The 20065-nt window shown below is 40.6% G+C and carries 27 protein-coding genes; 9 read left to right on the forward strand and 18 right to left on the reverse strand.

Annotation, left to right across the window (positions count from 1 at the left end; translation table 11 throughout):
• Positions 1-195: 195 nt before the first annotated feature.
• Together AC3WLU_RS12535 and AC3WLU_RS12540 are read right to left on the reverse strand one after the other, a co-directional pair.
• Positions 196-807, reverse strand: coding sequence for a hypothetical protein (locus AC3WLU_RS12535; RefSeq protein ID WP_141489691.1), 612 nt, complete (start codon positions 805-807; stop codon positions 196-198).
• Positions 753-1232, reverse strand: coding sequence for a hypothetical protein (locus tag AC3WLU_RS12540; protein WP_492597339.1), 480 nt, complete (start codon positions 1230-1232; stop codon positions 753-755). The genes AC3WLU_RS12535 and AC3WLU_RS12540 overlap by 55 nt, the downstream gene beginning before the upstream one ends.
• A 567-nt stretch (positions 1233-1799) precedes the next feature.
• Here AC3WLU_RS12540 and AC3WLU_RS12545 point away from each other — a divergent pair.
• Entirely contained in the window at positions 1800-2021 is a 222-nt protein-coding gene (locus tag AC3WLU_RS12545) for a hypothetical protein (protein ID WP_034314444.1), read from the forward strand.
• Positions 2022-2038: 17 nt separating this feature from the next.
• Here the strand turns inward: AC3WLU_RS12545 and AC3WLU_RS12550 are convergent, their stop codons facing one another.
• Complete coding sequence (locus tag AC3WLU_RS12550) at positions 2039-2596, reverse strand: phosphatidylglycerophosphatase A family protein (RefSeq protein WP_034314446.1); 558 nt, start codon at positions 2594-2596, stop codon at positions 2039-2041.
• Between the two features lie 190 nt (positions 2597-2786).
• On the opposite strand from AC3WLU_RS12550, the gene AC3WLU_RS12555 reads away from it, so the two are divergent.
• The 5 genes from AC3WLU_RS12555 (at position 2787) to AC3WLU_RS12575 (ending at position 5692) form a co-directional block, all read left to right on the forward strand.
• Positions 2787-3509, forward strand: a complete 723-nt coding sequence (locus tag AC3WLU_RS12555; protein ID WP_054397157.1) for an alpha/beta hydrolase — start codon at positions 2787-2789, stop codon at positions 3507-3509.
• 89 nt (positions 3510-3598) lie between these two features.
• The gene (locus AC3WLU_RS12560) at positions 3599-4114 is read left to right on the forward strand and encodes a YjcG family protein (RefSeq protein WP_034314450.1); all 516 of its coding nucleotides are present in this window, start codon (positions 3599-3601) and stop codon (positions 4112-4114) included.
• A gap of 4 nt (positions 4115-4118) precedes the next feature.
• Positions 4119-4547, forward strand: coding sequence for a GNAT family N-acetyltransferase (locus AC3WLU_RS12565; protein WP_034314452.1), 429 nt, complete (start codon positions 4119-4121; stop codon positions 4545-4547).
• Positions 4548-4706: 159 nt separating this feature from the next.
• The gene (locus tag AC3WLU_RS12570; protein ID WP_034314453.1) at positions 4707-4970 is read left to right on the forward strand and encodes a hypothetical protein; all 264 of its coding nucleotides are present in this window, start codon (positions 4707-4709) and stop codon (positions 4968-4970) included.
• A gap of 233 nt (positions 4971-5203) precedes the next feature.
• Positions 5204-5692: a spore coat protein gene (locus tag AC3WLU_RS12575; protein WP_063577043.1), complete on the forward strand. Its 489-nt coding sequence runs from the start codon at positions 5204-5206 to the stop codon at positions 5690-5692.
• 54 nt (positions 5693-5746) lie between these two features.
• Here AC3WLU_RS12575 and AC3WLU_RS12580 read toward each other — a convergent pair whose 3' ends face one another.
• The gene (locus AC3WLU_RS12580; RefSeq protein ID WP_492597340.1) at positions 5747-6085 is read right to left on the reverse strand and encodes a hypothetical protein; all 339 of its coding nucleotides are present in this window, start codon (positions 6083-6085) and stop codon (positions 5747-5749) included.
• A 151-nt stretch (positions 6086-6236) separates the two neighbouring features.
• Between AC3WLU_RS12580 and AC3WLU_RS12585 the strand changes: the two genes are divergently transcribed.
• Positions 6237-8510, forward strand: a complete 2274-nt coding sequence (locus AC3WLU_RS12585) for an ATP-dependent helicase (RefSeq protein ID WP_492597341.1) — start codon at positions 6237-6239, stop codon at positions 8508-8510.
• 120 nt (positions 8511-8630) lie between these two features.
• Here AC3WLU_RS12585 and spoVIF read toward each other — a convergent pair whose 3' ends face one another.
• From spoVIF to mgtE, 11 genes are all read right to left on the reverse strand, one after another.
• Complete coding sequence (gene spoVIF, locus AC3WLU_RS12590) at positions 8631-8885, reverse strand: sporulation-specific transcription regulator SpoVIF (protein WP_034314458.1); 255 nt, start codon at positions 8883-8885, stop codon at positions 8631-8633.
• Between the two features lie 112 nt (positions 8886-8997).
• The gene (locus AC3WLU_RS12595) at positions 8998-9147 is read right to left on the reverse strand and encodes a YjcZ family sporulation protein (RefSeq protein WP_082609450.1); all 150 of its coding nucleotides are present in this window, start codon (positions 9145-9147) and stop codon (positions 8998-9000) included.
• Positions 9148-9249: 102 nt separating this feature from the next.
• Complete coding sequence (gene spoVAE / locus AC3WLU_RS12600) at positions 9250-9606, reverse strand: stage V sporulation protein AE (RefSeq protein ID WP_057278904.1); 357 nt, start codon at positions 9604-9606, stop codon at positions 9250-9252.
• A gap of 16 nt (positions 9607-9622) precedes the next feature.
• Positions 9623-10648 carry a stage V sporulation protein AD gene (gene spoVAD, locus AC3WLU_RS12605; protein WP_063577047.1) on the reverse strand — a complete coding sequence of 342 codons (1026 nt, stop codon included), beginning with the start codon at positions 10646-10648 and terminating at the stop codon, positions 9623-9625.
• Between the two features lie 3 nt (positions 10649-10651).
• Complete coding sequence (gene spoVAC, locus AC3WLU_RS12610) at positions 10652-11122, reverse strand: stage V sporulation protein AC (RefSeq protein WP_063577048.1); 471 nt, start codon at positions 11120-11122, stop codon at positions 10652-10654.
• A gap of 16 nt (positions 11123-11138) precedes the next feature.
• Positions 11139-11636 (reverse strand): YhcN/YlaJ family sporulation lipoprotein, encoded by a 498-nt coding sequence (locus AC3WLU_RS12615; RefSeq protein WP_492597342.1) that lies wholly within the window; start codon positions 11634-11636, stop codon positions 11139-11141.
• A 292-nt stretch (positions 11637-11928) separates the two neighbouring features.
• The gene (locus AC3WLU_RS12620) at positions 11929-12294 is read right to left on the reverse strand and encodes a DUF1360 domain-containing protein (RefSeq protein WP_063577049.1); all 366 of its coding nucleotides are present in this window, start codon (positions 12292-12294) and stop codon (positions 11929-11931) included.
• A gap of 14 nt (positions 12295-12308) precedes the next feature.
• Positions 12309-12881, reverse strand: a complete 573-nt coding sequence (locus AC3WLU_RS12625; RefSeq protein ID WP_492597343.1) for a hypothetical protein — start codon at positions 12879-12881, stop codon at positions 12309-12311.
• Positions 12882-12892: 11 nt separating this feature from the next.
• Positions 12893-13207, reverse strand: coding sequence for a hypothetical protein (locus tag AC3WLU_RS12630; RefSeq protein WP_492597344.1), 315 nt, complete (start codon positions 13205-13207; stop codon positions 12893-12895).
• Positions 13208-13511: 304 nt separating this feature from the next.
• A complete protein-coding gene (fabI, locus tag AC3WLU_RS12635; protein WP_034314473.1) occupies positions 13512-14285 on the reverse strand; it encodes an enoyl-ACP reductase FabI in 774 nt (257 codons plus the stop codon).
• A gap of 133 nt (positions 14286-14418) precedes the next feature.
• Positions 14419-15795, reverse strand: a complete 1377-nt coding sequence (gene mgtE, locus AC3WLU_RS12640) for a magnesium transporter (RefSeq protein WP_034315491.1) — start codon at positions 15793-15795, stop codon at positions 14419-14421.
• A gap of 120 nt (positions 15796-15915) precedes the next feature.
• Between mgtE and prpE the strand changes: the two genes are divergently transcribed.
• Complete coding sequence (prpE, locus tag AC3WLU_RS12645) at positions 15916-16659, forward strand: bis(5'-nucleosyl)-tetraphosphatase PrpE (RefSeq protein ID WP_057278897.1); 744 nt, start codon at positions 15916-15918, stop codon at positions 16657-16659.
• A gap of 92 nt (positions 16660-16751) precedes the next feature.
• On the opposite strand, the gene AC3WLU_RS12650 is transcribed toward prpE, so the two are convergent.
• The 3 genes from AC3WLU_RS12650 to yjbM are packed head-to-tail and all read right to left on the reverse strand — an operon-like array spanning position 16752 to position 19148.
• Complete coding sequence (locus AC3WLU_RS12650; protein ID WP_098864114.1) at positions 16752-17666, reverse strand: RluA family pseudouridine synthase; 915 nt, start codon at positions 17664-17666, stop codon at positions 16752-16754.
• A gap of 17 nt (positions 17667-17683) precedes the next feature.
• The gene (locus AC3WLU_RS12655) at positions 17684-18478 is read right to left on the reverse strand and encodes an NAD kinase (protein WP_034314482.1); all 795 of its coding nucleotides are present in this window, start codon (positions 18476-18478) and stop codon (positions 17684-17686) included.
• Positions 18479-18527: 49 nt separating this feature from the next.
• On the reverse strand, positions 18528-19148 hold the full coding sequence (yjbM, locus tag AC3WLU_RS12660) for a GTP diphosphokinase (RefSeq protein WP_034314484.1): 621 nt from the start codon (positions 19146-19148) through the stop codon (positions 18528-18530).
• 319 nt (positions 19149-19467) lie between these two features.
• Between yjbM and AC3WLU_RS12665 the strand changes: the two genes are divergently transcribed.
• Positions 19468-20046 (forward strand): CYTH domain-containing protein, encoded by a 579-nt coding sequence (locus AC3WLU_RS12665; protein WP_492597345.1) that lies wholly within the window; start codon positions 19468-19470, stop codon positions 20044-20046.
• Positions 20047-20065: the final 19 nt, after the last annotated feature.

Below are 20065 nucleotides of genomic sequence, written 5' to 3' on the forward strand. Positions count from 1 at the left end.
AAAAGTTTTTTTCAGTAAAGTGTGGTCTTAGGCGTTAATCCCTGAAAGTACGATCTGACCCCCAAAATTTCTCGGAATAGAATCTACCTCACCTTTTTCAAGGAGAATCCAGGGCTCCTAATCATACGTTTACTCGACTTTAATTAACAAATATGATGTCCATTTACTCAATCTAAGACTAAAGCAGAAAGATCTTTACATTGGAGAAGGGAATCTAGCAGCCTGAAAGTTTGTTAAAGATGCTTCTGCTAAAATTTCTCCGTTTGCATCTGCGCTAAATAATACTTGTACCCGATCTCCTGCTTGTAACTGAAGGATTGTAGTAACCGATAGTCCAATAGGTCTTGATTTCTCCAAGAAGTCATTAACAATATCTAAATTATCTCCGTTTACGTTAATGGAAATGGATGCGACATATCCTTCTTTTGAAGAACTCCTTTTTTTGTCTTTTGAAGGATGATGTTTTCTGCAATAATCACAGTTGCAACTATTTTTACTGCAATAATCACATTTGCAATTATCTTTTTTGTTTTTTGAGGAATCATTGCTTTTACTTTTTGACGGACAAAACGAGACTTTTGCTGTTATCTCATAAATTCCATCCTTAGTTGGAATAAATGTTGATATGTGCGGATTATATTCATCCGCTAAATCAAACTGTTCAGTTTGGAATAAAACTTTTACAGAGGGAGTTAACGCTGCTTCGTATAGTTGTGGTGTATTCTTATTAGCCCTGAACGCAGATGCTCTTACTAGATTATGTTTCTTATTGTCACAGTGACAGTCATTATGTTTCTTATGGCACAAATGACAGTCATCGGTTTTCTTTTGCTCACAGGTACAGTCACTGTGTTTTTTATGACAACAATGACAATCATCCGGTTTCTTTTGATGACAAATACAGTGTTTCTTATGGCACAAATGACAGTCATCATCTTTCTTTTGCTCACAAATACAGTCATTGTGTTTCTTATGACAGCAGTGACAATCATCCGGTTTCTTTTGATGGCAAATACAGTCATTGTGTTTCTTATGACAACAGTGACAATCATCCGGTTTCTTTTGATGACAAATACAGTCATTGTGTTTCTTATGGCAGCTATGACAATCATCCGGTTTCTTTTGGTGGCAAATACAGACATTGTGTTTCTTATGGCAGCTATGACAATCATCCGATTTCTTTTGGTGACATATACAGTCATTGTGTTTCTTATGGCAGCTATGACAATCATCCGGTTTCTTTTGCACACATTTCTTATTAAGATATGTGGTGTCTATAAAGGAATTACAATGTGAAATAGAATTATGATTTTTAATTATAATCACCTTTTTCTTTTTTATTTTCGGGTTATTTTATTCATTAAAAGAAAAGATGTTTGTACATATGTTACAAATTTGAAAATAAATCTAACTTAAACAGCAAAAATCTACTGGATTATATATCTTATTAAGAAGGTGGTCGTTAACAATAAGGAAGGTATTTTTGTGGATATAATCGGGGAAACATATTCTTTATTCTCAATCTGAAAATGAGGTGAGGTATAATCGCACTTCAGTTTTGGTTGATGAAGAACCTAGCTACTGAGATTCTAAGAGGACTGTTAGAAGAAAGGTCAGAAATTGAGTACATAAATTGTTTTTTTGTTAAAAACTCTACATATAATATTAAAAAAGTTATAATTTCATCTTCTTCCATTCACCCCACAATAAGACAGAACGAACATTCGCTTTTCACTTGCATACAAAACGTATGTTCGCATATAATGATAGCAAGCAAGTCAGCAAAGGAGTGACCGGGAATGAAATATATACTTCGTAAACATATGGAAGAAAATGCTCCATTAGAAATAATTTATCTCTCCGAACAAGGTAAGATTACACAACGGAAAATCCAGGTGCTTGAAATTTATCCAGGCCATATTCACGCATTCTGTTTTCTAAGGCAGACAAAACGGACATTTAAAGTAGCCAACATCCTTTCTGCCCGCCTCATTAAGGCCAGGTTTTACAGGTCTGGCTGAACATTGCTCTTCAAGGTTCAACCTATTAACTCTTCTTCTTCCTGGATGTCCTTTTCCTGTTCAGTTAACGATTCCTCTTCATCTCTCAGACGATGAGCTAACCTTGAGGCGGCACTCGCGGCAATGCTTGCAACGATGTCATCCAGGAAGGTATGCACGATTCCTTCTTGCTTCTTATCAAGTTCGTGTATGACGCCTATTTTATTTTTATCCAAATGGCCAAAGGTTGTTACAGCAATGCTTCCATAACCGAGTACTGCACCAAAGGCAATCGTTTCATCCACTCCGAATAGCCCTTCATCCGATTCAACAATCGATTGCAGGGGTTCAGATAGTTTTTTTTGCTCTGCCAGTTTATCCAGCTCCACACCGACTAAAATGGCATGTTGAATTTCCCTTTTCAACAGGACACGCTCAACGCTGTGGATGCATTCCTCCAGCTTAAGATCAGCCTTGTACGGGAACTGCAATTCATAAACGATTTTTGCAATTGCCTCCACACTGACACCACGCTCCAATAATGTTCGTTTAGCCGCCTTTGTCACTTCCCTGCTGTGCACGTGTACATCTGCCATTTTATTCGCCACCTTTTTTTGTATTATTTTTCTATATCCTTGTATTATAGCACCTTATAATTTAAATTTTTAGAAAATATAACGAAAATTTTATATTCCAAATTCTTGTCGCGGGAAAAAGTTGCAAGGCTATGCTAAAATAATCAAGTAAGTTGTTTTTCATTATTAATTATCATTGAGGTGCGGGAGAATGAGTTTACGCAAAGGCACAATTAAAGAGTACATGTTTAAAAGCGAAGCTTTAGCAGAAGAATTGGAATTGCTTGTCTACTTGCCTGCTAATTATTCGCCATTGTATAAATATTCGCTTGTGATTGCTCAGGATGGCCGTGATTATTTTCAAATGGGCCGAATCGGTCGGGTAGCAGATGAACTGTTAGGGAACGATGAGATCGAGAATATCATCATTGTCGGCATTCCTTATAAAGACCGCTTTGACCGCAGGCGCAAATATCATCCGGACGGGGAACAGCATATTGCATACATACGTTTTCTTGCCCATGAACTAGTTCCGTTTTTAGATGATGAATTCCCAACCTATCAAATGGGACATGGTCGAACTTTGATCGGTGACTCTCTTGGCGGTACAGTTTCTCTATTGGCCGCTTTGCAGTATCCGCATACATTCGGTAAATGCATCATGCAGTCCCCGCTTGCCAATGAAGCAGTAATGGATGCTGTACGTAATTTTGAGGATCCGCATCTCCTCGAACTTTACCATGTGATCGGGACCGGTGAAACGGATGTACCGACGACGGATGGCAATAAGGCAAACTTCATAGAACCAAATAGGGAATTGCATAAATTAATAAACCAAAAAGGATTTCCTTGCTTCTATGAAGAATTTGAAGGTAATCATACCTGGAAATACTGGCAGGCAGATTTGAAACGAGCACTATTGGAAATGTTCTAATTACTCGAAATCATCTGTTTGGGATGGTTTCAAGAAAAAAACATGTCCAACTATAATACAACAATAAAAAATATCAGGAGGTTTTATTTATGAAATATGGTGTTGCAATTTTCCCTTCAAAAAAACTTCAAGATTTAGCTAACTCCTATCGCAAACGGTATGATACGAAGTATGCTTTCATACCTCCGCATCTAACGCTTAAACCAACGTTCGAAGCGACAGATATGGAAATTTCAACAATCGCGGAACAATTAAAAGGCATCGCTCAAAAGTGCAGACCTTTTACGATGAGCGTAACCAAAACGAAGTCTTTCCAACCCGTAAGCAATACGATTTATTTCAAAGTAGAATTATCCGAAGGGCTTCAAGAGCTGCATGATGCGCTTAACAATGAGGATTTCATAAAAAGTGAAAGTGAACATGCATTTGTCCCGCATATTACAATCGCTCAAGATTTATCCGATAATGAGCATTCTGATGTTTTAGGCCAATTAAGCATGCTTGACATCAGCCATGAAGAAGAGGTGAAACGAGTTCACTTGCTGTATCAACTTGAAGATGGGGCATGGACCGTTTATGAAACATTTAGATTAGGAGCTGAATGATTTCGTGTTTGTAAAAATCGCAGAGAACAGCCAAGAGCTTGAAAACGCATATATGATTCGAAGAAAAGTGTTCGTCCAAGAACAAAACGTCCCTCTTGAAGAAGAGATCGATGAATATGAAAAAGATTCCACACATTTCGTTTTATATGATGAGCAGCATCAGCCAATCGGTGCTGGCCGCTTCAGGGTCATTGACAACATCGGTAAAGTACAGCGCATTTGTGTACTGTCATCGGGCCGTAAGAATGGTGCCGGCGCCATGATCATGAATGCTATTGAGGAATACGCAATCCAGCAGGAAGTGCCTCAATTAAAGCTTGATTCCCAAGTGCATGCCATCCCTTTTTATTCAAAATTAGGTTATGAGATCGTTTCCGACGAATTCATGGATGCTGGCATTCCTCATAAAACGATGAAGAAAACCATTTTTTGATATAAAAAAGCTGTCCTTTCAGTCTTCTGATTGGACAGCTTTTTTTGTTCGTTCATGGACTTAAATTATCGTTTTATGAAAAAAACCATTTCCGTTCAATGGCAATCTCATCAAAAATACATAGTCTATATATAGAAAGCAAGAAGGAGGGAAAATTTTATGGGTAACAATGATTTTAACCTGGATGAGTCTCAAAAAAGACTGATGGAGCTGCTGGTTTCGAGGACTTTGAGAAAACATGGTTTCAAAAAGGAAAAGGTCGATCTAACTGAAAAAGAGAGAAACAACCTTAAAGAAACCGTTCGTTATTTACAAGAGCAATCACTGAAAATCATAAACCAAGAAAAGAACATCACGGAACATGATGTTAATCCAGTTACCAATTCCATTCACAACAAATTCACGGATTCCAAAAATAAATGACGCACCATATCACCTAATCACCTTACTTGCTGGCGAGAAATAAGTAAACCGAGACATAGCAGCACTTACATTTCATTCCTAAAGCTCCAGCTTCTTTATTATTCATCCCCCACACACTAATACTTTCTCTAAGTATTTAAAAAATAGACGAATGAACTGATTTATTCGTCCAACCCGATTAACCATCAAAGCATATTTTAATAGGGAATAAAACCTAAGGAGGAAAAAACAACATGAACCAAAATGTATATCGTAGCAATTGTAACACACATGATGACTCTGAAAGGTCATGGTCGGCTCTAGATTCCGCTTCGAGGCATCCCCTTTCAGGATTCTGTAACGACGATGACACAAAGATTGACCAAGACGCAAGACAGGATAATAATCAAGTTCAGCTTTCTGAAGAACTTATTTACATTAAAGATTCTTGTAATGTAAATATCACTTCAACGGATGTTAAAGCGGCCCTCTCACTACAAGCTGCTCTACAAGCTGCAATTGCGGTCATCGTAAGCATTTCCGTTGCAGATGCTGATAATGCTGATAAGATCACTCAACAATTAATCCAATCTTCCAATGTTAAACAAATCACGCGCCAAAAAACAATTGTTGAAAACAGCCGTGATATCGACATTACAACAACTGATGCACAAATCGCTCTAAACATCCAACTTTTATTGCAACTATTGTTAGCCCTAATCGTGGAAATAGACATTCTTTAAGAAGTCAGCACAAAAAGGACACTTCACGTGTCCTCTTTTGTCTTTCTGGAGGAACTAGACAATTTCGTTGATGAACCTGCCTTTTCCTGTCATTCCAGCCGTTAAATCTTTCCTGACGCTCCTCCCCATTTCATGTTGATATGTGCCTGCTCCATATGCACTTACCCGAACATTATCTTGAATTTGATTTAATCCTTCAACGCTTTCCCTTTCCCTTTCCCTTTCCCTTTCCCTTTCCCTTTCCCTTTCCCTTTCCCTTTCCGACACCTGATCAAAACGGATGGGTTGAATGGGTGCCGCTCCTTTAACAATTCTTACTTTCCCTGCAGCTTCGACCGTTCGGTTGGCATATTGAATATAATCAAATTGTGTGACAGGTGCTATATATCCCATAGTAACCCCTCCTTATATTGAAATAGTTATGTTGTCATTTAATTCCCCTGCCAGAACAATATTTAAACATGATTTCCACATTCTTTTTTCCTAATCTTCTGGTATGATGAGTATTGCCGATATTTTTAATAGATTAGAGGTATCCATTTATATGAATCAAGCAAAATCTGGCAATGAAATCGTACATTTACATACCGTTTCAGCTGGTGAGCTGCAGACACTTTTTGAAAAAGGAAAACGTGATCAGCTTTCTTGTATCATTTGTCATAAACCAGTGAAATTATTTATTGGAATCCATGAGACACCTTATTTTTATCATAGCGACCCATCGCAGGGACCCTGTGAAATGCCAATTTCAGAATCCATAAATGAAGATAAGCCCTTAGAATATATGGAACAGAATGGATTTAGGATTCCAACATCACGAACCATTACTGAAACGAAAACCATTACCGAACCTTTCCTTAAAAGCCGCCCCATAACCGGCAATCCGAAATATTCAGATAAACCATATGACATGGCACAATCAGAGGAACCATACTTTCAAGAATTATCCTCTTCAGGGGTTGTTCTCGATGCAGAGCAACTCAAAGCGGTAATGACGATCGATGGACCCATCCTTGTCCTTTCAGGAGCAGGCAGCGGGAAAACACGCGTATTGACGGTACGCACTGCCTATATGCTCACAGTGAAAAAGATTGATCCCAAAAGTATCATGCTTGTAACATTTACAGCGAAATCCGCAAAGGAAATGCAGCAGCGTCTGCTCGGTTATCCCTATATGACGCCCTCCCTTGTTTCTCAAATCGTTAGCGGGACCTTTCATAGCATCTTTTATAAAATCCTGATTTTCCACGAACCAGCCAAATGGCAGCGCGATTTCCTATTGAAGTGGGAGTGGGAAAAAGAAAAGGTATTGAAACAGGCTGGCAGGGAATTGGAACTTGATGATAAGGAATTTGCATATGATCAGGCCCTTCAACAAATCGGGCTTTGGAAAAACTCTTTGGCCTTTCCAGAAGATATTCAACCTAAGGACGATTGGGAGAAATCGTGTTTATTTTTATATAAGAAATATGAAGAATATAAACAGCAAACAGGGAAGTATGATTTTGATGATATGCTTGTAGGCTGTTATGTATTTTTAAAAAATCACCCAGATTTTTTAAAGAAATATCAGCAAAGGTTTAACTATTTTTTGGTAGATGAGTTTCAGGATATCAATAAAGTTCAATATGAATTGATAAAACTCCTCTCTGCTGAATCAAAAAATGTATGTGCGGTTGGAGATGATGACCAATCCATCTATTCATTCCGCGGAAGCGATCCGAAGTATATTTTGAATTTCAATCATGACTTCCCTCGATCCCAAGTGGTGAAGCTGACGGAGAATTACCGCTCTTCCCATGAAATTGTCGCTACTGCGAACCGCTTGATCAAGCGAAACCAGAACCGGATGGAGAAAAGGATGAGGGCACAGCATGATTCAGGAAATCCACCTGTTTTATTTTATCCTTATGATGAAGAATTGGAAGCGACGATGATCGTATCCGATATCCAAGAGAAAATATCCAAGGGAGCAAACCCTAGGGACTTTGCAGTATTGTACAGGACACACACGATGTCCAGGGCCATTTTTGAACGGCTTGCCGCTTCCAATCTGCCATTCGTCATTGAAAAGGATGCGGATTCGTTTTATCAGCGCAAGGTCATTCGCGGCATGCTTGCCTTTATGCGCTTGAGTTTGTTCCCGCATGATAGCAAGGCAGCATCTGAAGTCCTTTCCTCCCTATTCTTAAAGCAAAGTATATTACAAGAGTTAAAAGCAATGACAATATTGCAGGATTGTGACTTCATCGATGCATTTGCTTTTGTTAAGACTGGACATGCTTTTCAAGAACGAAAATTAAAAACGATTCCTGAACAGATTCGGTCTTTAAAAATTATGTCGCCACTCGTAGCGTTAGAGATCATCGAGAAAGATTTAGGATACCAGGAATATGTAAAAAAACGCGGTAATGATGCGAACCTGGAAAAAGGATCCGATGACATCCGTGACTTAAAGGTGGCGGCAAATCGTTTTCCAACCGTCGCCGCTTTCATTGAACATGTCGATCATATGACTGCGATGGTCCAAGAGATTAAACAGCTATCGAAACACTTTAAGGACGCCATACAGCTTACCACCATACATCGTTCCAAAGGGCTTGAATATCAAACCGTATATGTCCTTGCTGCTGTCGATGGCAGCATTCCTCATGATTTCGCACTTGAATCTTACCGAAAAGGGGAACTATCCCCTCTTGAAGAGGAAAGACGATTGCTCTATGTAGCGGCAACGAGGGCTAAAAAGGACCTTTACCTTTCCATCCTGCAAACTAGACGCGGACGGACTGCCCATCCATCACGTTTTCTGAAGCTTTGACCAAAAGCCGATACTATAAATCTTGCAAATGGACTTTTTTAGTTTAAAAAACTGCAGGCAAACTCGCTTTTTTTCAAGTTTGTCTGCAGTCTGAAGGCCTGCATGATAGCAGGCCCTTTTTCATTTTTTATTTATCATATTGGATATCGTCCCGAAATCAAGTTTATTCCCTTCAGCTACGATGGAATGAACGATTTTATCTTCCGTTTCCTTATTGACCGGTTTATTCGCTATTTTCGAAACACGCTTAATGACGTTTCTAACCGTTGTTTCATCTTTGAAGTTGGCTCCTTGCAGCGAGTTTGCCAATTCTAATACATCTTTCATATTTACGCCGGTTTTACCTTCTATGTTTTTAAAAAAGTTATTATCCATACTTAAGCCCCTCCCTTTTCTGTACCTATCCTATGGCATTATCAGAAAAAAGTGCTAGGCCCATACAAAAAAATAAAAGGAATAGGCTTCTTCTGCCTATTCCTTTTACGCCTTAGCAGAAAGAAGCCCCTACAATGATCAATAGGATGAACAATACAACGATTATCGCGAAAGTAGAACCGCCGCCGTATCCTCCGCCATATCCGCCGCCGTATCCATAACCGCCGCCGCCACAACAACCGTAGCCACCAAAACCAAACATACATATCACCTCGCTCTCGCTAAAGCTTACTGATAACATATGTAGGTCTGGACAAATATGTATAGGCCATGTCCCATTCCAAGGCTGCCTATTTCGCTAATTTTATCCTTTTGGCCTGAAAACCAATGCTCCGATGAATCCAAAAATGATTGCTGCAGAGATACCGGAACTCGTAATTTCAAACATACCTGTCAGTACGCCAACGAGCCCATGTTTTTCCGATTCCATCATCGCCCCGTTCACCAGCGAGTTCCCAAACGAAACGATCGGTATGGTTGCTCCTGCACCGGCAAAGTCAACCAGCGGCTCATATAAATCAAATCCGCCAAGAACAGCTCCTATTACAACGAATAAGCTTAACGTATGTGCTGGGGTCAGCTTAGCAACATCGAAAAGCAGCTGGCCTACTACACAAATCAAGCCACCGATGACAAAGGCCCAAAAAAACATTGCTAACATCGAAATCCCTCCTTTTTCATGAATTCATCCCATACTCAATGGACACTGCATGGGCGATGCACGGAATCGTATCTTTTTGCTGGACGGAAAGCGGCGACAATAACGCTCCTGTTGCGACAAGCAGGATTTTTTTATATTTACCGGAAATCATTTCATTTAATATATGGCCGTATAAAACGACTGCCGAACATCCCGCACCGCTCCCGCCAGCCAAAACAGGCTGGTCCTTTTTAAAAATCATCAATCCGCAATCTTTGAATTTTTCCTGATTGATATTACAGCCCTTTTGTTTCAATAAGTCATGGGCTGCCTCACTCCCTATTTGACCTAAATCCCCAGTAATGATGAAATCATAATCATCCGGGGTCAAACCAGTATCTTTGAAATGGGCAAGTATCGTATCGACTGCGGCCGGGGCCATTGCTCCCCCCATGTTGAAAGGATCTTTCAATCCCATGTCAATGACCTTACCAATAGTGGCCGAGACAATATGTGGATATTCCCCTTGCTTGCTTCCATTAGGAGCAACCAGCGCCACCCCTGCTCCTGTTATCGTCCATTGGGCTGTAGGTGGCTTTTGGCCGCCATATTCAGTTGGATAGCGAAATTGTTTTTCAACAGCTGCATTGTGGCTCGATGCACCTGTCAACACATAGTTAGCCCCGCCATAATTAGTGATGAAGGCAGCTAGAGCAAGCCCTTCCATCGATGTGGAACAGGCTCCAAACAAGCCGAAATATGGAATTCCATTGGTTCTTGCCGCAAAGCTTGTCGGTGTAACCTGATTGATTAAATCACCAGCCAAGAAAAACTGTACCTGCTCCTTGTCAATCTCCCCTTTCTCCAATGCAAGCTCTACCGCTTTCTCCATCAAATGGCGATGAGCCTTCTCATATGAATCCTGCTCCATCCATAAATCGTCGTATAGAATATCGAAATCTCCCGCGATTTCTCCATTAGCTTCAAATGGCCCCCCTGTTACCCCTGTTTCCAAGATGACCGGTTTATTGGTGAACATCCATGTTTGTTTTCCCTTTAACACCGCTTAGCCCCCACTCATTAGGTAAATCGTTTTTATCAACGCCACGACAAAGGCTGAAAATACTCCGAATAAAATAACCGATCCGGCCAATTTAAACATATTGGATCCAACTCCAAGTACAAAACCTTCCGTCCGATGTTCGATTGCTGCAGAAATGACTGCGTTACCGAACCCAGTGACAGGGACGGCACTCCCTGCCCCAGCAAACTGGCCAATGCGGTCGTAAAATCCGAAACCGGTCATCAAAAGGGCCAGAAACACCATGGTAGCCGTTGTCGGACCTCCAGCTGTCTGCTCTGTAAAGTTGAAAAAATAAATATAGAAGTAGGAAATGGCTTGTCCCACTATACAGAAAATGCCACCTACTAAAAAGGCCTTCAAACAATTCTTCACTATTGGTCTTTTAATTTCATGCTTCCCTTGAAGCTCTTGATACGCATCCTGTATTGGGGTCGTTTTATCCTTGCCGCTCATGTGTTGAACCTCTCTTCTAAATTAATTCTTTTTGAAGTTCTTCAATTTCCTTGAACTTCTTCCTTGCCTTTTTCTCGGGAACATCCTTTTCCTTGAGTAACTCGTTCAACCTTACTGATTCCAAAAAGATTTTATAATCGCTTGAAACAATAAAATCATTCTCTGGAAACTTTTCTTCCAGATTTTCAGTCACAGTCTTTTCGATTTTCTTCATATGAAAACGTTGTAAGTGCTTAACTTTATAAGCGACGATAATCTTTTTCCCGTTTTTCACGACGATCACATCATAGATTGTGTCTTCATTAGCAACTGTTTCCTTTACCTTTGAGATCAGTCCCTTTTCATCCTTCTCATCCATTCCATTAATGATATCCATCGGTTCAGGATTCGTACGTTTAATCATCGCGAAATTCTCCGTTTTTCCATCATTCTGATTGCTGCACGCCGTAAGCACACACAAAACAACTATAAAAACCAGCCAGCTTCCCTTAAAATATCTTCCTTGTCTGAACATAGAATCACATCCTAATTTATCGTTCTATTGTTATTTTCTTGTTTAACGGTTTTTTTATGAATGGTAGGATTAGGAAATAAAAAACCCTTCCAAAATGGAAGGGTTTTTTCACTCAATAGCCTTTATTTTTATTGTTATTATTACAGCCACAATCTTTCTTGATTTTGATTGGCTGATCTTTTTTTATCGGTTTTGCATATGCCCATGGATTATTCTGTTTCTGATTCAATTCATGACTCCTCCTTTAAGATCTATATCATACTATATGAATGATAAGACAAGTTGTTTCCAATTAAATGTCCATAATTTTGCTGATTATGACCTCAATTATCGCTCCTACTGCTGCAACGGCAAGGATCAATATCAGTACGTCGCCTATAAACCAATGTTGGATATAAAGGAAAACCAGAAAAAGGCTGACCCAGACACCCACGCACCAAAAACAACTTAGCAATTGACCCATCCACCCCAGCAGACCCTTTTCTTTGGGCATTAAAAATATTTCCACAATTCCTTCTTCATTTTTTTCCTCTATCTCTTTAAAAAAGGGGCTGCGCAGCGGCTCCATGATTTTATCGAAAACGATCAAGCGTGTCAGTCTGAAGGAAGCCAAACCTAATATGATAAATAAGGTAAATTCATTTTGTGGGGGAAACATTTAATATTGCTCCTTCACTTGGATTCTTCAATTATTTTGGCATCGATGATATCCGGCAGACCCACGAAACGGATATGGTTCCCTCTTTTAATTTTCACTGATTCCCCTCTCATGCCCAACACATGAAACCGAAGCTTTTCTCCGTTAATTACAGCCTCACATAATGGTTTTGGAAAACCTTGATGATTGGATAGGCGGGAAATGATGTCACGGGAAGATTCTTTCTTCTCCACCTTTTTCCTTTTTCTCTTAACTGGCTTTTCATTTTCCTGTTCTATTTGTTCAGTATGTTCCATTTTTTCAACCGGAGCTTGCTCAGGGACATATTCTTCCGTGATTTTCCTTAATCCCGTAATCTCTTTTTCAATTTCCTTCATGGCATCATAAACACCAAATTCGCGTTTGACCTGTTCGATTTTTTCTTCTTTATGCTCGGCCTCTTCCTGAAGTTCCGGCTCAGCGCTGTCTTGAGGTTTAGCCTTTTTCGTTCGAAAATCACTTTGCATATTTCCACGCAGATCTGATATTTTTGCTTGATCGACATATATAAGTGGTTTGGATTCCTTATCACCATTTTTCCCTGACATGAAAACCCTCCTTAATATTTCAGAATATCCACGGACTGCAGCTGTTCCATTTGGTATTGGACAACTTTTTTCCCGAATTTATGCCTTATGAACAAACTGGATTCTTTTTTTTGTTCCAATTTCCCGAATAGTGTACGGTCATTGATGATGAACCTACAAACAGGCTTAGGTGCAAAAGCTGGAAGTCGGGACAATAGCTCCACCAATTCCTCGGCGGTATATGAAGTACTGATATTTTTTCCATGTAAATTGATATGTTTCTTCAGCGTATTTTGTATGGTTTGTTTTCCATCAGCACAAGGCACACCAACTTTTTCCACGTCCATGATACCCCTCCTTCTTTTTCTCGAATAGGGTTGAAAGCAGCTTTATGCCGATTCTCGCAAACAATGAATATCCGCTCTATGTATCATTTATATGAAACTCACCCTTCTTTATGCTGGAGATGTGACACTCCTTCAAAAAAGGACATCAACCAAGCTTGGATATGCTGGGCATTTATGGAGAAAACTAAAAAATTTGAAGATGAAAAAACGGATAGATTTCAAATGAGGATACAGCAATTAAGGATTTCTGAGGAGTGGAAAATCAATAAAAAAGGGGACCGATATTGGTCCCCTTCTTTTACTGTCATCCGATTATATGGTAACCGGAATCCACATGGATATTTTCCCCGGTAATCCCGCGGGACATGTCACTTAATAAAAATACTGCCGTATCCCCTACTTCTTCTGGTGTCGTTGTACGACGAAGCGGTGCTTCTTCTTCAATCTTCTTTAAAATGGTATTGAAGTCGCGAACACCTTTTGCGGATAGGGTACGGATAGGTCCCGCTGAAATAGCATTCACTCGAATGTTATCTTTGCCAAGATCACTTGACAGGTAACGGACATTGGCTTCAAGTGAAGCCTTAGCCACTCCCATTACATTATAATTAGGCATGACCCGTTCACCGCCAAGATACGTCATTGTGACGATGCTGCCGCCTTCCGGCATGATTTCTTTCGCCGCTTTAGCTACAGCCGTTAAAGAAAATGAACTGATATTATGGGCAAGCAAGAACCCTTCACGGCTCGTATTGACGAACTCACCGTCCAGTTCTTCCTTGTTAGCGAATGCGACACTGTGTACCACGCCATGAATGATACCTGTTTCTTCCTTAATCGTCGCAAAACATTTTTCAATGCTTTCATCCTTCGTTACATCACATTGTAAAATGATGGAGGGCTCCCCTTCCAATGTAGAAGATAGTTCCCTAACGCTTTTTTCCGTACGGTCTTTTCCGTAAGTGAAAATCATCTTTGCACCTGCTTTATGTAAGGAACGGGCAACTCCCCAAGCAATACTTCTTTTATTCGCAACACCCATTATGACAAACGTTTTTCCCTCTAATGAAAAAGTCATCGTATGTGACCTCCTATTTTTAATACAAGTTATTAGTACCTGCTACTAATGACAGTATATCAAATTTCCTTTGATAAAAACACCGTTTTCTAAAGTCCTCTGGGAATGACCCTGCAGGAGGGCCATCTTTGACTTATAGTAAATAGCCCATTAATAATGTTGCTAATCCAAAATAAATAAGAATACTGATAAGGTCATTTATAGTTGTAATGAAAGGACCTGAAGCTACTGCTGGATCGATTTTCATTTTATGCATGAGAAGCGGGACGATTGAACCGGCAAGTGTGGCAACGATCAGAGTTATGAAAATCGAAATACCGACCAATAACCCCAGCATTAAATCTTTTTGCCAAAAATAGACGATGAAAATGATGGCAATTCCGCATGTCAGACCAATAATAAGGCCAGTTCCAGCCTCTCGAAGGACTAGTTTCCACTTGCTTTCCTGTTCTAATTCACCTGTTGCGATTCCTCTGACCGCCACTGCCAATGCTTGTGTTCCTGTATTTCCAGCCATGCCGCCAATCAATGGAATAAATACAGCCAGAATCGCTTTTTGGCTTAGTGTCTCTTCGAATCGCCCGATCAAACTCGCAGTCAGCAAGCCTAAGAACAAGAGGATGACCAACCATGGCAGCCGTTTTTTTGCAGCTGAAAATGGACTCTTATCAACATGATCCAGATCAGATATACCGGCGAGTTTAGAATAATCATCGGATGCCTCTTCATCCATGACATCAATGATATCATCAACCGTAATAATCCCTAACAAATGGTTCTGGAAATCGACGACCGGCACGGCAAGGAAGTTATAGTCCCTTATTTTTCGTGCCACCTCTTCCTGGTCTTCAGATACAGGTACGGAAACTACCCTGTCATCCATTAAATCACCAATTAAAGCATCTTCATCTGCAATGATCAAAGTCCTGAGTGATAAAACACCAAGCAGCTTCTTTTCCTGATCGGTAACGAACACATAATATATCGTTTCCGCATCCGGAGCTTCCCTTTTTAAGATCTGCATGGCTGATCGAGCCGTTTCATTTGCTTCAATGGCAATGAACTCTGTCGTCATGATACTTCCTGCCGTAGATTCCTCGTAATTCAGAAGTTCCTGGATTTCGCTTGCCGCTTCATCATCCATGATGGTCAAATAGCTAACGGCCTGCTCATCATTGATTTCATTCAGGACGTCAGCAGCATCATCCGCATACATATGGGAAAGCATATCGGCTGCGTAAGAAGGATTCATTTCAGCCAACAGGCTTTCATAATCCTCTTCATCTATTTCTATATTCTCAAAAAGGTCCGCCATTTCTTCCGGTGACAAATATGTGTAAATGACGGATCTGAATTCATCTGACAAGCTTGTATAAAATTGAGCCTGATCATAAGGATGCATTTCGAGGAACTCCGTACGGAACTGATCTAGATTTTCCGTTTTAAGCGCTTCAAGCAAAAACTCGTTATTCACTTGACTACTCTCCCGCTCCCGCTCCCGGTCCTTCATCTCCTCCATAACCATACACCTCCTAAAACAAATTTTTCATTTCTTCGTTTATATTTTATTTTTTAAATAATACTATACTAATACCATAAACATATACAAAACAAACAAAGGATGTGTCAAATGAACATCGATATCATAGGGGACATTCATGGATGTTTCGCTGAATTCAGGCAGCTGACCGAAAAAATGGGCTATACATGGGAGACTGGGGTTCCTGTACATCCCTCTGGAAGGATTCTCGGCTTTGTAGGGGATTTAACCGATCGCGGCCCCAATTCCCTTCAAGTAATCGAGGTTGTCCATGAATTAGTCATTAACCAAAATATAGCAAGGTATGCCCCAGGTAACCACTGCAATAAATTGTATCGTTATTTTTCAGGCAATAAAGTACAAATATCACACGGTTTAGAAACTACTGTAGCTGAATATGAATCACTGAACAGTCGGGAGCAGAAGAAAATCCGAAAAAAATTCATGGATCTATATGAACGCTCCCCACTTTATCAAATCATGGATGAAGGGCGATTGATCATTGCCCATGCAGGAATTCGCAGTGACTATATTGGTCAATATAGCAGTAAAGTAAAAACCTTTGTCCTCTATGGTGATATAAATGGCTCCAAACATCCGGATGGGTCTCCGGTCAGGAAAGACTGGGCCAAATCATACAAAGGGGAATCTTGGATCGTATATGGCCACACACCTGTCCCTGAAGCTAGACAAGTCAATCATACATACAATATTGATACAGGCTGCGTCTTCGGTGGAAAACTGACGGCTGTCCGTTATCCCGAAATGGATCTTCAAGAAGTGCCTTCAACCATGCCATATATAGCGGAAAAATTCAGGACATCTTTTGATTAACCAAAAAAACTCGCCATCTTGGTGAGTTTTTTTGCGTCCATGATTTTTTTTAAAATCCTGAATCGTTCGTTTTAATGTGCCCCGTTATAAAATCAGGAATCCCATCCTTTACTTCCATCGAGCAAACGGGACATATCTTCTGGCAAATCTTCTTGAAACAACATCATCTTCTTTGTGAAAGGATGTAAAAATTTCAGCTCAAAACAATGCAGGGCTTGGCGAGGTATACCTCTCCTGTTCCCTCCATATAAATCATCACCAGCCAGCGGGTGACCAATATGAGCCATATGGACCCTGATTTGATGCGTACGCCCTGTTTGGAGTTCCAAATCAAGGAATGTATGGGACTCTGTGTGTGCCAATACCTTAAATAGGGTACAGGCATGCCGGCCATCCTCCCTAACTTCCCGTTCGATGATGCTGGTCGATTTTCGTCCGATTGGCGCCACTATCTCTCCTACAGGTCCTTCAACGATCCCCTCAGCTATGGCTTGGTATCTCCGTTTAACCTGTCCTGATTTTTGCTGTTCACTTAATAGGTGATGGATATGCCGGTGCTTGGCAATTAAAACCAGACCTGATGTGTCCCGGTCAAGACGTGTAACTATATGGATCGTCGCCTGTACTCCCGTCTTCCTATAATAACCCGCCAAGCCATTCGCCAGACTGCCGTTGGGATGCTCGCGGGAAGGAATGGTATTCATGAAAGGGGGCTTGGCCACCACCAATACAAACTCATCTTCATACCTGACATCCAGGGGGATCGGTTCCGGTAAAAGGCCTTCGCTTGCCTGCTCCGGCGGGAATATGACGGTGACGGTGTCACCTGTTTCAATCCGTTCCCTTACGGTTACTTCTTCACCGTTCAACCGGATATATCCACCTTTAAACTTAATATCCGTTAATGCTCGTTTTGAAATATCGCATTTGCTGAGAAACTCTCGCAATAAAGAGCCAGAATCCTCTTCAGAAACCGACCAGGTCAAAGAAAAGTTTTGATTTGACATGAGGTGAGTCTATCTCCTTAATTAGCAATAAATGAATCATGCACTCTTTTCCAGAAAGGAAAAGGGCGGAATCTGGCAAATCGGATCTTTTCATCTGCCACCCGGCACTGTATCGACTTTACATTTTCCTGAAGCAAGGACAAATGGTCGACCGTAATTTGAAAATTGACCGCATTGACCGGCCTGAACATACATGTATGATGTGCCGGCAGCAGAAGTGGAGATCCTACCGTTCTAAACACCCGGTTATTAATGGATGCCAATTCGGTAATCTGGATGGCATCGATTGATGGATGGACGATGGCCCCGCCAAGCGCCTTATTATACGCCGTGCTTCCAGATGGCGTCGCAATGCATAAACCATCTCCACGGAACGTCTCGAAATGCTGGCCGCGTATTTCAACGTCCATTACGAGCGTCCCTTCAACACTTTTGACTGTCGATTCATTCAAAGCCAAAAATCTGTTTTCCCGTCCTCCATGCTGATAACGGACAATCGTTTCGAGCAGTGGATATTCCACTATTTGAAATGGGGTTTTGGCTAAAGCTATCACCAATTTTTCAATTTCATCAGGGGTCCAATCTGCATAAAACCCAAGATGTCCTGTATGTACTCCAACAAAGGCAGTTTTATCCAATCGATTCTTATAACGGTGAAAAGCATATAATAAAGTGCCATCACCACCGACAGAAATGACAATATCCGGCTGATCTTCGTCATATTCCAAATGAAAGTCCTGAAGATACGTTCGCATCCTTTGCATTAAAGTATTCGATTTCGCATCTCCTTTTGACGTAATCGCAAATTTCATGTAATCCCACCTTCAATTTAGATTTCTTCTCGTTTACCCATTTATTTGTTCAAGAATCTTTCTTCCGGGAAAAAAGACGCTGGGCTTCCTGGATTTCCGTACGGATTTGCGACATCTCTGCATCAAGCAGGAAGGCAGCTTCAGCTGCACGTTTGAGTCGCAGTTGAATATCTTCCGGGAAAATGCCTTTATATTTATAATTTAAAGAATGTTCAATCGTCGCCCAAAAATTCATCGCAAGAGTCCTGATTTGAATTTCGGCAAGGATATTCTTTTCGCCATGGATCGTCTGGACCGGATAGCGGATTACAACATGATAAGAACGATAGCCGCTAGCTTTTTTATGGGAAATATAATTCCTCTCCTCGACTATCTCAAAGTCATTTCGACCTCGTAAAAGTTCAACCACCTGTTCGATATCATCCACGAACTGGCACATCATGCGAAGCCCTGCAATATCCTGGATCTCAGTTCCCAATTTATCAATGGGAATGTCCTTTAGGCTCGCCTTATCCAATATGCTGACAATCGGCTTTACCCTGCCTGTTACAAATTCGATCGGTGAGTGAATATTCTCTCTCTCAAACTGTTTCCTTAAACCCTTTAGCTTAACCTTCAATTCTTCGACAGCCTGAGTATAAGGCGCCAAGAAATCGTCCCAACTCTCCATTGCCACACCACCTATATCTATCTAAAAAGCGCCTGTTCAACTCTGGTATGGGCAGAACGCTCTCCTAAACCCAGCAGCCAAATGACTTTATGCCAATTCACCACTGGTTCCTATTAAATCTTTCTCTAGCAAAGAATATGTATTAAATTTCTATATATACGATTGACCAATTCTCGTGCTCAACGTTTATATTTTATCATATCCTGCAATTGATTCCTAAAAATTCAAGTACAATAGCAAAAAATTATTGAATTCAATTTGACAGCTGGAATGGTTCTTATATGATTAACCTAAGAATCAGCGAGAAAGGATGGGACACATGAACCAGCATATTGAAATTGAATTTAAAAACCTCTTAAGCGAAAAAGAATTTCGTCAACTGATCGAATACTTTCATGTCGGGGCATCAAACTTTAAAACACAGAAAAACCATTACTTCGATACACTTGGATTCTCTTTGAAACAGCAAGACTCTGCACTTAGGATCAGGGAGAAAAATGGGCGATACGAGCTGACTTTAAAACAGCCCGCTAAAGAAGGATTATTGGAAACGAATCAAGATATTCCTGAAGAAACCGCATATGGCTTCCTGAAACATAACATATTCCCTAGTGGCGAGATCCGACATCTTATCCTCGAGTGCGGAATTGATCCAAAAGACTTTACCTGCTTTGGGACACTACAGACAGACCGTTTTGAATTTCCTTACAAAGAGGGTCTGCTCGTTTTAGACCATAGTTCGTATTTGAATCAGGAAGACTTTGAGCTTGAATATGAAGTGTCGGATGCAAAAGCCGGGAAAGAAAACTTCCTGACCCTCCTTGAAACCCTTAAAATTCCGGTAAGGGAAACCGAAAATAAGGTTAAGAGGTTTTATCGTGCCAAATTCCAAAAATAATCCTGTTTGAACCCATTCG

This window comes from Peribacillus sp. FW305-BF15 (assembly GCF_058783805.1).

What these genes read in the sequence shown, in the direction of transcription:
- AC3WLU_RS12540 (WP_492597339.1), bottom strand. Translation starts at nt 1,232, where the DNA reads ATGATTGTCATAGCTGCCATAAGAAACACAATGACTGTATATGTCACC.
- AC3WLU_RS12545 (WP_034314444.1), top strand. Translation starts at nt 1,800, where the DNA reads ATGAAATATATACTTCGTAAACATATGGAAGAAAATGCTCCATTAGAA.
- AC3WLU_RS12550 (WP_034314446.1), bottom strand. Translation starts at nt 2,596, where the DNA reads ATGGCAGATGTACACGTGCACAGCAGGGAAGTGACAAAGGCGGCTAAA.
- AC3WLU_RS12555 (WP_054397157.1), top strand. Translation starts at nt 2,787, where the DNA reads ATGAGTTTACGCAAAGGCACAATTAAAGAGTACATGTTTAAAAGCGAA.
- AC3WLU_RS12560 (WP_034314450.1), top strand. Translation starts at nt 3,599, where the DNA reads ATGAAATATGGTGTTGCAATTTTCCCTTCAAAAAAACTTCAAGATTTA.
- AC3WLU_RS12570 (WP_034314453.1), top strand. Translation starts at nt 4,707, where the DNA reads ATGGGTAACAATGATTTTAACCTGGATGAGTCTCAAAAAAGACTGATG.
- AC3WLU_RS12575 (WP_063577043.1), top strand. Translation starts at nt 5,204, where the DNA reads ATGAACCAAAATGTATATCGTAGCAATTGTAACACACATGATGACTCT.
- AC3WLU_RS12580 (WP_492597340.1), bottom strand. Translation starts at nt 6,085, where the DNA reads ATGGGATATATAGCACCTGTCACACAATTTGATTATATTCAATATGCC.
- AC3WLU_RS12585 (WP_492597341.1), top strand. Translation starts at nt 6,237, where the DNA reads ATGAATCAAGCAAAATCTGGCAATGAAATCGTACATTTACATACCGTT.
- spoVIF (WP_034314458.1), bottom strand. Translation starts at nt 8,885, where the DNA reads ATGGATAATAACTTTTTTAAAAACATAGAAGGTAAAACCGGCGTAAAT.
- AC3WLU_RS12595 (WP_082609450.1), bottom strand. Translation starts at nt 9,147, where the DNA reads ATGTTTGGTTTTGGTGGCTACGGTTGTTGTGGCGGCGGCGGTTATGGA.
- spoVAE (WP_057278904.1), bottom strand. Translation starts at nt 9,606, where the DNA reads ATGTTAGCAATGTTTTTTTGGGCCTTTGTCATCGGTGGCTTGATTTGT.
- spoVAC (WP_063577048.1), bottom strand. Translation starts at nt 11,122, where the DNA reads ATGAGCGGCAAGGATAAAACGACCCCAATACAGGATGCGTATCAAGAG.
- AC3WLU_RS12615 (WP_492597342.1), bottom strand. Translation starts at nt 11,636, where the DNA reads ATGTTCAGACAAGGAAGATATTTTAAGGGAAGCTGGCTGGTTTTTATA.
- AC3WLU_RS12620 (WP_063577049.1), bottom strand. Translation starts at nt 12,294, where the DNA reads ATGTTTCCCCCACAAAATGAATTTACCTTATTTATCATATTAGGTTTG.
- AC3WLU_RS12625 (WP_492597343.1), bottom strand. Translation starts at nt 12,881, where the DNA reads ATGTCAGGGAAAAATGGTGATAAGGAATCCAAACCACTTATATATGTC.
- AC3WLU_RS12630 (WP_492597344.1), bottom strand. Translation starts at nt 13,207, where the DNA reads ATGGACGTGGAAAAAGTTGGTGTGCCTTGTGCTGATGGAAAACAAACC.
- fabI (WP_034314473.1), bottom strand. Translation starts at nt 14,285, where the DNA reads ATGACTTTTTCATTAGAGGGAAAAACGTTTGTCATAATGGGTGTTGCG.
- mgtE (WP_034315491.1), bottom strand. Translation starts at nt 15,795, where the DNA reads ATGAAGGACCGGGAGCGGGAGCGGGAGAGTAGTCAAGTGAATAACGAG.
- prpE (WP_057278897.1), top strand. Translation starts at nt 15,916, where the DNA reads ATGAACATCGATATCATAGGGGACATTCATGGATGTTTCGCTGAATTC.
- AC3WLU_RS12650 (WP_098864114.1), bottom strand. Translation starts at nt 17,666, where the DNA reads ATGTCAAATCAAAACTTTTCTTTGACCTGGTCGGTTTCTGAAGAGGAT.
- AC3WLU_RS12655 (WP_034314482.1), bottom strand. Translation starts at nt 18,478, where the DNA reads ATGAAATTTGCGATTACGTCAAAAGGAGATGCGAAATCGAATACTTTA.
- yjbM (WP_034314484.1), bottom strand. Translation starts at nt 19,148, where the DNA reads ATGGAGAGTTGGGACGATTTCTTGGCGCCTTATACTCAGGCTGTCGAA.
- AC3WLU_RS12665 (WP_492597345.1), top strand. Translation starts at nt 19,468, where the DNA reads ATGAACCAGCATATTGAAATTGAATTTAAAAACCTCTTAAGCGAAAAA.